This window comes from Thermogutta sp. (assembly GCF_014359955.1).
Classification (GTDB): domain Bacteria; phylum Planctomycetota; class Planctomycetia; order Pirellulales; family Thermoguttaceae; genus Thermogutta.
On the sequence record NZ_JACIYL010000055.1, the window covers coordinates 1 to 11,038 of the forward strand.

At 59.0% G+C, this 11,038-nt stretch carries 9 protein-coding genes; 6 read left to right on the forward strand and 3 right to left on the reverse strand.

Features of this window, described 5'->3' with window-relative positions; genetic code table 11:
- Positions 1-543: 543 nt before the first annotated feature.
- The gene (locus tag H5U08_RS03170) at positions 544-1,902 is read left to right on the forward strand and encodes a serine/threonine-protein kinase (protein ID WP_297030013.1); all 1,359 of its coding nucleotides are present in this window, start codon (positions 544-546) and stop codon (positions 1,900-1,902) included.
- Between the two features lie 69 nt (positions 1,903-1,971).
- Here H5U08_RS03170 and H5U08_RS03175 read toward each other — a convergent pair whose 3' ends face one another.
- The 3 genes from H5U08_RS03175 to queA all read right to left on the reverse strand — a co-directional run bounded on the left by H5U08_RS03175 (position 1,972) and on the right by queA (position 4,986).
- Positions 1,972-3,195, reverse strand: coding sequence for a cysteine desulfurase family protein (locus H5U08_RS03175; RefSeq protein ID WP_297030014.1), 1,224 nt, complete (start codon positions 3,193-3,195; stop codon positions 1,972-1,974).
- A 10-nt stretch (positions 3,196-3,205) separates the two neighbouring features.
- The gene (locus H5U08_RS03180; protein ID WP_297030015.1) at positions 3,206-3,856 is read right to left on the reverse strand and encodes a phosphoesterase; all 651 of its coding nucleotides are present in this window, start codon (positions 3,854-3,856) and stop codon (positions 3,206-3,208) included.
- A gap of 83 nt (positions 3,857-3,939) precedes the next feature.
- Positions 3,940-4,986, reverse strand: coding sequence for a tRNA preQ1(34) S-adenosylmethionine ribosyltransferase-isomerase QueA (gene queA, locus H5U08_RS03185; RefSeq protein WP_297030017.1), 1,047 nt, complete (start codon positions 4,984-4,986; stop codon positions 3,940-3,942).
- Positions 4,987-5,362: 376 nt separating this feature from the next.
- On the opposite strand from queA, the gene prfB reads away from it, so the two are divergent.
- From prfB to H5U08_RS03210, 5 genes are all read left to right on the forward strand, one after another.
- A protein-coding gene (prfB, locus tag H5U08_RS03190) for a peptide chain release factor 2 (protein ID WP_366493951.1) occupies positions 5,363-6,494 on the forward strand; the annotation gives its coding sequence in 2 pieces (ribosomal slippage) (positions 5,363-5,431 and positions 5,433-6,494; 1,131 coding nt in all).
- A 94-nt stretch (positions 6,495-6,588) separates the two neighbouring features.
- Entirely contained in the window at positions 6,589-7,008 is a 420-nt protein-coding gene (locus H5U08_RS03195) for a hypothetical protein (protein WP_297030023.1), read from the forward strand.
- Positions 7,009-7,113: 105 nt separating this feature from the next.
- Positions 7,114-7,461, forward strand: coding sequence for a divalent-cation tolerance protein CutA (gene cutA / locus H5U08_RS03200; protein ID WP_297030026.1), 348 nt, complete (start codon positions 7,114-7,116; stop codon positions 7,459-7,461).
- 323 nt (positions 7,462-7,784) lie between these two features.
- Entirely contained in the window at positions 7,785-9,032 is a 1,248-nt protein-coding gene (locus H5U08_RS03205) for a HEAT repeat domain-containing protein (RefSeq protein ID WP_297030027.1), read from the forward strand.
- 759 nt (positions 9,033-9,791) lie between these two features.
- Positions 9,792-11,003 (forward strand): PLP-dependent aspartate aminotransferase family protein, encoded by a 1,212-nt coding sequence (locus tag H5U08_RS03210; RefSeq protein WP_297030029.1) that lies wholly within the window; start codon positions 9,792-9,794, stop codon positions 11,001-11,003.
- The last annotated feature ends 35 nt before the right edge of the window (positions 11,004-11,038 follow it).

Genomic DNA, 11,038 nt, shown 5'->3' on the forward strand with positions numbered 1-11,038 from the left:
CCCACCACCCTGGCCACCACCAGCGTCCTTGATGGCGAAGGGACGTCGCTCTGCTGCGGTTCTTCCAACGGTTGATGGTCCTCGTGCTGCGGCGAAGTCATATCTCTTCCTCATACTCCAAATACACTACATATGCGATCTATTCCTAATTTTACGCACGAGCGTTTCTCCGCCACGCCGGTGCGCCGCGTCCGAGGTTTCAAACTGTTGCCAGATCGGAACACTCTGGCTCAATGTCGAGCTTGCTGCCAGAACCCGCTCCACTGTTCTGGGATGCGCCATCAAAAAGAGGTCAGATCGGCGACAGGTCTGCCGAAGAGCATTATAATTTTCAAGTGAGCAGGTGTATCGACCCCGGATTCTACGGTGCCGCAGAACGTCCCGTTTGGCACACGGTTGTCGCGGCGGAAAATTAGGCGACCATTATCGGACGCATTTTTGAAGAAATTGGCACTTGGGTGGAGATCACCAATAAGCGGGCGACGCCACACCGCTATGAACGCACCGGTTCAATTGTGAAATGCAAAGAATTGGACTGAAGTTATGACTGTTCCCGGTAGCACAAGCTTCGAGCATTGTGCCCTGGCCAGCGGGCTGGTCACGCGGGAACAGCTTGAAGAGGCCTGGCAGACGCTCCGTGCCAAAGCAGGATTCGCTATCGACGTTCCGTTGGAGGAGCGGCTGGCGCAAACACTTGTCGAACTCGGCTACATCAACGCCTGGCAGGCCAAACAACTTCTCGAAGGCCGCACGAAGTTTACCCTCGGTCCGTACCGAATCATCGATTCCATCGGCCGCGGGGGCATGGGACAGGTTTTCAAAGGGGAACACATGATCCTCGGCCGGATCGTGGCGGTCAAAGTGCTTCCTCGACACAAATCCAATCCCGAGGCCGTGCAGAATTTTTTGCGGGAAATTCGGGCGCAGGCCAAACTGGATCACCCCAATCTTGTGCGTGCGTATGACGCCGGCATGGACGGAAGCGTTGTCTACCTGGTGACCGAGTACGTTCCCGGCGTCGATATGCGGAAGCTCATCCGCCAGCGGGGCCCCATGCGGATGCATGCGGCGGCCTCCATCATCTCTCAAGTGGCCTCAGCCCTCCAGCATGCGCACGAGCAGGGGCTGATTCACCGGGACGTCAAACCGGGCAATATCTTGGTGACCAACGACGGAACTGCCAAATTGCTGGACCTCGGGCTCGCCGGGCCACTTGGCCAGGAGGCGGTCAATGATCCGCGCTACGGACGGATCGTGGGCACCGTGGACTACCTCTCGCCCGACCACATCCGCGAACCGCACAAACCAACACCGGCGTGGGATATTTATTCCCTCGGCTGCACCCTGTATTACGCCGTCACCGGAAAAGTCCCGTTTCCTGGTGGAACCACGGCCGATAAAGTGCGGGCCCACTGCGAATTACGTCCGCTCGATCCCCGCCGCCTGAACCCCGAACTGGATGCGGCTTTTGTCGATGTGATGGCCGAAATGATGGCCAAGGATCCCAAAGAGCGTATTCCCACCGCGGCAGAAGTCGTGCGGCGACTGGCTCCTTGGGTCATCACCCCCTGTCCCATCGACGAGACGTGCTTCGTCCGGTCGAAATCCGGCAGCAAGCGTCGGCTTTATGTGGCCAAGCCGTTGACGCCCCCGCCGGTACCGCTCCCCGATACAAAACCGAGTTTCTCCAACATGCTCCTTCAGGTGGCTGTGGACAACCAGTCCACCGGAGTCAGTCAGACCACAGCTCGCACCGACGACCCTATCAGCATCCCGGCGGAACCCGAAAGGCGATCCACCCTGAGCGGGCGAAGTATCCTGGCCCCACTCGTCTTCTTCCTGCTGATTCCTCTGGGCCTTGTTGCCACCGTGTTTCTCCTGTGGAAGTGGCTCGCCCATTAACGACGACCGGCCTTAATTTCGGCCGGGTGGGGTGAGAGCAACGGCCCTAGCGGTGACAGGGTTCGCTGTTTAACGTTCTCCAGGACTTCTCGACCAACCCTCGAGGGCCGATTGAAGATCGACAAGCTGGCGGACGGCGTTACATAAAACGTCGGCGGCGTAACGAATTTCTTCCTCGGTGTTGAAACGCCCGATTCCCACGCGGATACTCGCCCGAGCCTCGGCTTCACTCAGCCCCAGAGCCAGCAAGACATGGCTGGGTCGGGGATCCGCCGAGCTGCACGCCGATCCCGAGCTCAAAGCCAGCTCCGGAACGTGGAGGAGCAACGTCTCGCCCTCGATTCCGGGGAAGCGGACGTTGAGATTGCCCGGCAGTCGCCAATCCGGTCGGGATAGATCCGGCCCATTCAGTTGCACCCGCTCTTCCAGTTCTTCTTTCAGCAAATGGAACAGCAAATTCCGGAGTTGCTGCAGACGCAGCATTTCATTTTCCAGATCGGCCAGCGCAAGGGCCACAGCATGGGCAAAGCCCACGATCCCGGGGACATTGAGCGTGCCGCTCCGCAGGCCTCGTTCGTGTCCTCCACCGTAGATGAGCGGTTCTATTTTGAACCCGGGCTGGCGCCGCCGGACGACGAGGGCCCCGACGCCTTTGGGACCATAAACTTTATGGGCCGAGAGGCTGATCAGGTCCACGTCGCGAAGTTCCTCGCGGAGGGGCACTTTGCCAAGAGCCTGCACGGCGTCCACATGGAAAATAATCCCCCGCTGTCGGCAAAGAACAGCGATTTCCCGAATCGGCTGGAGCGAGCCTATCTCGTTATTGGCCGCCATCACCGAAACCAGCCGTGTGTTCGGTTTTAAGGCCTGTTCCACGGCCTCGGTGAGAACGCGTCCCGCTTGGGGATCACCCTGTTGGACAGGGGGGACCAGGGTCACAGTATGACCTTCCTCCGCCAGCTTCTGGAGAGGCTCCAGAACAGACGGGTGCTCGATCGCGGAGGCGACCAGGTGAGAGCCAGGCGGGAGACATCGGCCCACCCCTAAAATAGCGAGATTGTTGCTTTCGGTGGCCCCACTTGTGAAAATCACTTCCCGGGGATCGGCGTCCACGGCAGCCGCGATTGTCGCTCTTGCTTTTTCGACTGCGTCTTTCGCCCTTTCCCCAAATTCGTGTGTGATGGAGGCAGCGTTGCCATATTCTTCACAAAAGTAGGGAAGCATCGCCTCCCGCACCCGGGGATCGCAGCGGGTCGTGGCGTGGTTGTCAAGATAAATGGGCGTTTGCACCATCGGCTGGGACTCACGCGTTGTGCTGGTCCACTTGCCCAGGTGGGACCACCCCGAAAACACCCCTCAGAGCGATCTGGGACCAGGTTTCGAACTCTGTCCAATTGTTCGCCAGTTGCTGGGGAGAGGCAAATCCGTGTCCGACCACATCGGCTTCGCGTGGTGTCACGACCGGTTTTTCCAGTGACAATCGATAGACCACGCCGAGATGCACGCGTCCCACGTCGGTCTGGTCATCGTTAATGAGCCCGACGCATTCCAGGGTATAGGCCGAGCCAATGCTCACCTCTTCGCTGATCTCTCTCAACAGGGCCCGCTGAAACGCGTCTTGCCCGTTGTCGGCGTCCTCGCGAGCGACATGGCCCCCAATCCCGATGCTGCGCTTCTGCCGTAAACGGCTTTCGCCCTGGCCGCTTCCCCGGGTGTAGTGAAAAACTTCCCATCCGTCGCCATTCCGCCAGGCAAGAATGGCATACGGGATGATCTGCTTGAACGACGGATCCGGCTCCACCAACCGGCGGGCTCGAAAGGATGTCTTTTCTGGTGAGAAGATCTGGGGCACGTAACGTTCCACCGAACTGGTGAACCCCTGAAAATACCCCAGCTCGTGAAAATAGCTTGCTGGAATGACGAGAACTTCTTCATCCATCGGATCGCGCGCCATAATGGGAAACCTCACCTTATTCGTGATAAAAGTGGTGGGTTGTTATTGAAACCCACCCTGGTTTTTCTTGCTGAACCGCAGTTTTACAGGATCAGCATGGCGTCGCCGTAACTGTAAAACCGGTACTCTTCTCGGATAGCCTCTTCATAGGCACGCTTGATCAGCTCATCTCCTCCGAACGTTCGCACCAGAACCAGGAGCGTCGTTTTCGGCAGATGAAAATTGGTCATCAGGGCGTCCACAATTTTGAACTCATACGGCGGACGGATGTAGAGGTCAGTTCGCCCGGCGAACGGCTTGAGTTCGCCGCTGGCGGCAGCCGTTTCCAGAAGTCGCGTTACCGTCGTGCCCACGGCCACCACCCGTCCCCCTTCTTTGCGGGCAGCGTTGATTTCGTCCACGACCTCCGGGGTAATTTCACCCCATTCCGAATGCATTTTGTGCTCTTCGATTTGGGTGGTTTTGATCGGGACGAACGTACCCAGACCCACGTGAAGAGTCACGAAAAGTATCTTGATGCCCTGTTTGCGGAGGGCGTTCAGAAGTTGCGGGGTGAAATGGAGCCCCGCTGTGGGAGCAGCAACGGCTCCCGGAACCTGGGCGTAGACCGTCTGGTAGCGGGTTCGATCTTCCTCCATCATCTGTCCCCCGCGGATGTAAGGGGGAAGCGGCACCCGACCGACGCGTTCCAGGGTCTGCCAGGTGTCCTCGCTCGTATCGGGACTGACCAGCCAGCCGCCATCTGCAATCTTGCCGATGACAAAAAGCTTGATGTCGTCCCGCCCTTCTCGATTCACGAGGGTGATGGTTTCTCCCGGCCGGAGCTTACCCCGGGTTTTTCCGATCACCTGCCAGACACCGCTGGGATCGGCTTCCACAAAGAGTCCTTCCCAGCGACCACGGGTCTCGGTCCGGTAACCCACCAGCCGCGCAGGAACCACCCGGGTGTTATTCAGAACCAGCACATCCCCCGGTTGCAGGATCTCGGGTAAATCTCGCACGTGGCGGTGCTCGATGCTTTGCGACCGCCGATCCACGACCATAAGCCGAGCGTCGGCCCTGTTCGGCAGGGGCCTTTGGGCAATCAGGTGCTTTGGTAGCTCGTAATCGTATTCACTGATATCAATCATCGCATCCCCACGCCTTGGCGTATTTTGGATAGAGTGGGACACCGGGGGTGCGGCCTGTTCGTCCTCGGATTCTCCATGATTGTAGAGGCTCCCAGACGCCGAGTGTACCGATCTTGCCGGGTATGCTAAACTTGGAATAATCGAGGCATCCGTTTGCTGAAACCGGACGATTCACGAACGCCCGGCCTGCTCGGTCGGAAAGCTGGGGTATCGGGGCGAACCACAAATGCCGGTTCTCGCGGTTCCCCGATGTGCCTAGAATTTCAAAGGATGACATTGGGTTGACGTGGCGGCGCAGCGCCGCGACGGTGACGAAACCAGTACCAAGCCAGCATCTCTAGTGATGTTATTCGAAGGAGGCCTGCGGAGGTCGCCGATGGAACGAGAACTCGTCAATCGTGCTGAGGCCATTCGGGAGCGTTTGCTGCAGCTTCGGGACTCCCTTTGACTACGCTCATCGCAAGGCCAGGGAAACGGAGATCGAACAGGCGATGAGCCAGCCCTCCTTCTGGGGGGATCCCGAAAAATCTCAGGCGCTGGTTTCGGAGCTGAAGGAACTCCGCGCCGTCCTCAAGCCCATGGATCAGGCACTCAAAGAGCTGGAAGACGTTGAGGCCATGATCGAACTGGGCGAAGAATCCCCCGAAATCGCCGCGGAATTGCCCGAGGCCCTCCAGCGACTGGAAAAGCTGGTGGATGAGCTGGAGGTCAAGTCCCTGCTCAATGGGCCCCACGACTCCTGCAACGCCATCGTGAGCATCAATGCCCGCGATGGCGGAACTGATGCTCACGACTGGGCAGAAATGCTCCTGCGGATGTACATCAACTGGGCGGAGGCCAACGGCTACGAAGTGGAATTGCTGGACCGCGTGGATAACGACGTGGCGGGTATCAACAGCGCCACCATTGCCATCCGCGGGCCGATGGCCTACGGATATCTCAAAGGCGAGACGGGTATTCACCGTCTTGTCCGGATCAGCCCCTTCAATGCGGAAGGCAAGCGGCAAACGAGCTTCGCTGCGGTGGACGTCAGCCCGGAAGTGAAAAACGATACGGAGATCGAGATTCGGGAGGAGGATATCGAGGAAGACGTGTTCCGGGCCAGCGGGCCGGGTGGCCAGCACGTCAACAAGACGTCCAGTGCGGTGCGAATCACGCACATTCCCACGGGTATTGTCGTGGCCTGCCAGAGTGAACGGAGTCAGCACCAGAATCGGGCCATGGCGATGAAGATGCTTCGCGCAAAACTGGCGCGCCTGGAAGAAGAAAAGCGTGAAGCCGAGATGGCCGCCAAATACGAGGCGGCTCCCAAAGTGGGGTTCGGTTCGCAAATCCGCAGCTATTTCCAGCATCCGGAACAGCGGATCAAGGATGCCCGCACAGGTTATACCGAAACCAGCTTCCAGGCGGTGATGGATGGTGAAATTCAGGGATTCCTCGACGCCTATCTTCGGTGGAAAGCTGCGGAAGATGCCGCCCGCTTCCGCTCACCGGTGAAATCCAACTAAGATAATCCCACTCAACCCGCAGGAAAACACCATACCATGAGGGTCACCCACCACCTGTGGGCTGACCGGCATCTGCGTGAACGACGAGGTGAACATGGCGGCCGATATGGACTACGACCGCATCGAGAACCTGCGACTGGAATACACGGACCAGTATGTGACCGTGAACAGCCCACGTCCGGAACTTGCCCGGTTTAAAGGAAAGGTTGGCCGGGTGATCACGATCAACTGGAATGGGCGGGCTCTCGTCCAGTTCGATTCTGCCGTCGATCGCGGTTGGTACGATATCGACCTGGATGACCTGCGGGTTGTCGATCCACCGTCTTCCAAAACGGGCCAGGGGGCGTCTTCCTCGGCGTCGGCCCCTAAAGAGGGGGCACAGCATGTGGAGTACAAACCCTCGGCTCTGGAGGTGGCGCGACAGGCCCGGGACAAAACACTTGCCCAACCCTCTGCGCAGGGAGCGTCCCCGAGCGATGCCGCGAATCCTTCGAAAGAAACGGCACAATCGTGACGGGAATGGGGTGAATTCCCTACCCGCCGGAGGTTCCAGACGCCCTGCCGAGTGACAGGAGTACCAAAAAGCCGACACCTCTTGTGCAATGAGCGTGATGAAGCTATGACCGGCCAGCAGGGGGCTTATGTTCAGGTCTTTGTGACGTTTCCCGATCGCGAATCAGCCGCCCGAGTGGCACAGGTCCTCGTGGCGGAGTCGCTGGCAGGCTGCGTCCAGATCGTGGGTCCGATCCAAAGTGTCTATCGATGGGAGGGCAAGATCGAGTCGGCCGAGGAGTGGCTCTGCTTGATAAAGACCCCAACCTCTCGCTACGCCCAACTTGAGCAACGCATCCGCCAAATGCATTCCTATCAGGTGCCGGAAATCATCGCGGTGCCAATTACAGCGGGTAGCTCGGATTACCTGACATGGTTGAGTGCGGCGACCGGGGAGACGAGCCCTGCTTCCTAAACTCCGCATCCTTCCCATCGTGGCGTTGCTGGATCGTCACCGTACGCGGGCAAAGGGGCCCGTCAGGCAACTTGGGTCATTGGCTGTTTAAGGCTTGGCATTACGCGGGTCCTGGGAAATAATGAGGTAGCCCACCGGCCAGCGCGGAGATTTTCATCTGCTGCCAGAATGTTGGAGCTGGTTTGGGCTCGGTTAACACCCAGCATGAAAGGCCGCCCATGAACATTTCGCCTCGTCTGCGTGCACATGTTGTCACCATTTCTCCTCCTTGGGCCAATTCATTAACGGGGAAATCTGGCTTCTTGTGCGATGCCCGTTTATGGATGCGACCATTGTTGCCGGTGGCCATCCTGGCGCTGAGTTTTTGGGGATTTGGCTACGCCACCTTAGCTCGCGCCGAAGGTGCCGCCTCATCGGCCGCCGCCGGGCAGGCGGCACTTTCCTTAGAGGATTGCCAACGAATCCTCGCGGACGGGGACGAAGCGAGCCGGCTGAAAGCGGTGGCAGCACTGGAGTCCATGGGTGAAGAGGCGGTGCCCGTGCTTCTCGCGGCTCTCGATGATTCTCACGATGCAGTGAGAGCGAGGGCCATTGTGGCCGTCGGCAAGCTGGCACCCGCGCGCGCCGACATCGCCGTCCCCAAGCTGCTGGAACTGGCCCAGAAAGATGGGGCACAGGTGGATGAACTGCCTAACTGGATTTTGGCCTTTCAGACAATCGGGAAATTTGGTGCCTCGGCGCTGCCGACTCTTGATGAGCAGTGGGAAAGTGCCTCGCCGGAAAAAAAGGCTGTGCTCTGCGTCGCGTATTCCGAGTTAGGTCCCGCCGCAGCACCGGCGGTCCCAAGACTGGTTGAACTGATCGAAGAAGACAACCTGGTCAATCGGCGGCAGGCCGTGGGGGCTCTCATGGCGATAGGTCCGGCCGCGGCCCCGGCTGTTCCGGTGCTTCGAAAGGCCCTCTATCACGAGGATTTTCACACCCAATATTGGGCGTGTCGCGCGCTGGGGGCCATTGGTGAGCCAGCCCTGCCCGCCGTACCAGACCTCATTGATCGACTCAAAAATGGGGCTGCTTCTGTGAAACGCAACGCGGCGGCTGCACTCGGCAAGATCGGTCCGAAAATTGGCCCTGAGGCGATTCAAGCACTGACCGAAGCGGTGGATGATGTGGTGCAACCTGTCCGCGAACAGGCCGTCCTGGCACTGGGTCGGTTGGGGCCTGAAGCGGCGGGTTCTGCCCGGGAGGCGATCGAAAAGTCTCACGCTCGTCGGCCGATTTATCCGGCCTCGGCTGCCTGTTGGGCGATCTGGCGTCTCGGGGGGCCCTTCGAGCCCCTCAAGAACAGTCTCATTTCTGACATCCGGGGTGGAATTTACCGCGATGAGGCAACGGAGATCCTTCTCACTATGGGCCACGATGCCGAACCTGTGATCCAAGAGCTGGAAGTGCTGGCCCGGTCGCTTGCCGAGAAAAAGCTGGCACCTCTCGAAGAGGAAGAGCTCGCCAATATCCAGCAGACATTGGCCGAAGTACGGGCCGCCCGGCAGAGCGGTCCGCAACGCCCGTAGTCGCACGTCGCCACCGTTGCCCGGTTCGCAGCGCAGGGGTGCGGACCTTAATCAGGCTGGGGGCGGGAGTGAGAATTAGTTCGGCGCGACGTGTTTGTCACGTCCGCTTTCGGAGGGACGTGTTTGTCACTTCCGCTTTCCAGCGCTGGATTATCTCTTGCGTTTCAGCGGGCACGACAAGCGTGCCCCTCCGACTCTTTGGAGGGACCTGCTTGTCAGGTCCGTCGCGCCACGTTCGATCATGAATTCCCTTTTCCTGGGCACGACAAGTGTGCCCCTCCGGCCCTTTGGAGGGACCTGCTTGTCAGGTCCGCTTTCTGGGTTTTGCGCATCGTGGGACAGACTGGAGGGCCCGCTTCCACCTGGGCCGCTGCACACGATCACCCGCACCGCGTCTCGGTAGGGGCAATTCATGAATTGCCCGTACAGCACCGTGGACGCCTCTCACAGATTCGTGCCCAAAGTGGCCATGGGCCAGACTTCCGCGGAGCTTGCCGCTGACTATCGGCGGGGGTAAAATGAGGCGTCATGGGATTTGCGGCCGCTTGCAGCCATATCTGCTAAAGTGCCATCGTCGTCCCTGGATCGGCCGGTGGGCGGCGATTCAAACGGAAAAGAGTTTGCCGCGACGGCCCGGTTGTTCGTCGCGGTTTTTGTTTAGGCACAGAAGTAGAGAGCAGCGAGCTGGTTCGGAGGAAGACCTGGTCACGTCTTCCGTGATTCATTCCAAAGCTCCTGATTGAAAGAAACGGTGTCACCATGTCGAACAAGCCGACTGCTCAGTCCGAGACCAATCGCCCCCAGGGTTTTTCCACTCTCTGTGTTCACGGTGGCGAAGATCGCATCAAACCCTGCTATTCCATTACAGATCCGATCTTCTGTACGGCCACATACACGTTTGAAAACACCGAAGCCGTCATCGAGTACGTTACCAAGAAACTGCCGCGGGAGGAGTACGGCCGGTACGGCAACCCCACGGAAAAAGTGCTGGAAAGAAAGCTCGCCGCTCTCGAGGGCGGTGAAAGCTGTGTCACCTTCGCCACGGGGATGGCGGCCGTTGCCTGCTACCTGATAGCCAAAGTCCGTCCCGGCGACGAAATTGTCATGTTCGATGAATGCTATCATCGCACGCGGGAATTCTGCACCAAGGTGCTTGGTCAGTTCGGTGTGGTGACGCACCAGATTCCCGCCTGCGACTATGAAAAGATGGAAGCCGCCATTAACAAGCGGACCAAGCTGCTCATCAGCGAGTCCCCCACCAATCCGCATTTGAGCGTCGTGGATCTCGAACGCTTCGCAGCGCTGGGCAAGAAGTATGGGGTGGAAACCCTCATCGACGCGACACTCGCTACGCCCTACAATGTGCGACCGCTCGAATATGGGATCGACTGCGTCCTGCATTCTTGTACGAAATATTTAGGGGGGCACAACGACTTACTCGCAGGTGCCATTATCGGCCGGGAAGAGTTGCTCGAACCCGTCCGCAAGCTGCGGGGTGTGATGGGGATGGGAAATTCCCCGCACGCCATCTATCTACTGCTGCGCGGGCTGAAGACCTTCGAACTCCGTATGGAACGGCATAACCAGAATGGCCTTGCCCTGGCCCGATTTCTCGAAAAACATCCGCGGGTAGAAAAGGTTTATTATCCCGGTCTGGAGAGCCATCGCGATTACGAGGTGGCGCGACGCACCATGCGAGGGTTCGGCGGCCTGGTCACATTTCTGGTGAAAGATGCCGATGCCCAAACGACCGCCCGCGTGGTGGATAACGTGCGGATTCCACGCATCGGACCGAGCCTGGGAGGCGTAGAATCGCTGATCGAGCAGCCCATGTACATGAGTTATCACGACTTCACCCCCGAGCAGAGATTGGCGGTCGGAATCCCGGACAACATGATCCGGGTGTCCTGCGGGATTGAGAACACCGAAGATTTGATCGCCGACTTTGCGCAGGCGCTGGAAAAGATCTGACGCGGTGGCGTCGATCCCGGGCCAGCGGAAGTACC

Bases quoted from the DNA above. Each gene is read 5' to 3' on its own strand.
- H5U08_RS03195 (WP_297030023.1), top strand. From the start codon at position 6,589: ATGGCGGCCGATATGGACTACGACCGCATCGAGAACCTGCGACTGGAA.
- H5U08_RS03210 (WP_297030029.1), top strand. From the start codon at position 9,792: ATGTCGAACAAGCCGACTGCTCAGTCCGAGACCAATCGCCCCCAGGGT.
- H5U08_RS03180 (WP_297030015.1), bottom strand. From the start codon at position 3,856: ATGGCGCGCGATCCGATGGATGAAGAAGTTCTCGTCATTCCAGCAAGC.
- H5U08_RS03205 (WP_297030027.1), top strand. From the start codon at position 7,785: ATGCGACCATTGTTGCCGGTGGCCATCCTGGCGCTGAGTTTTTGGGGA.
- H5U08_RS03175 (WP_297030014.1), bottom strand. From the start codon at position 3,195: ATGGTGCAAACGCCCATTTATCTTGACAACCACGCCACGACCCGCTGC.
- H5U08_RS03170 (WP_297030013.1), top strand. From the start codon at position 544: ATGACTGTTCCCGGTAGCACAAGCTTCGAGCATTGTGCCCTGGCCAGC.
- queA (WP_297030017.1), bottom strand. From the start codon at position 4,986: ATGATTGATATCAGTGAATACGATTACGAGCTACCAAAGCACCTGATT.
- cutA (WP_297030026.1), top strand. From the start codon at position 7,114: ATGACCGGCCAGCAGGGGGCTTATGTTCAGGTCTTTGTGACGTTTCCC.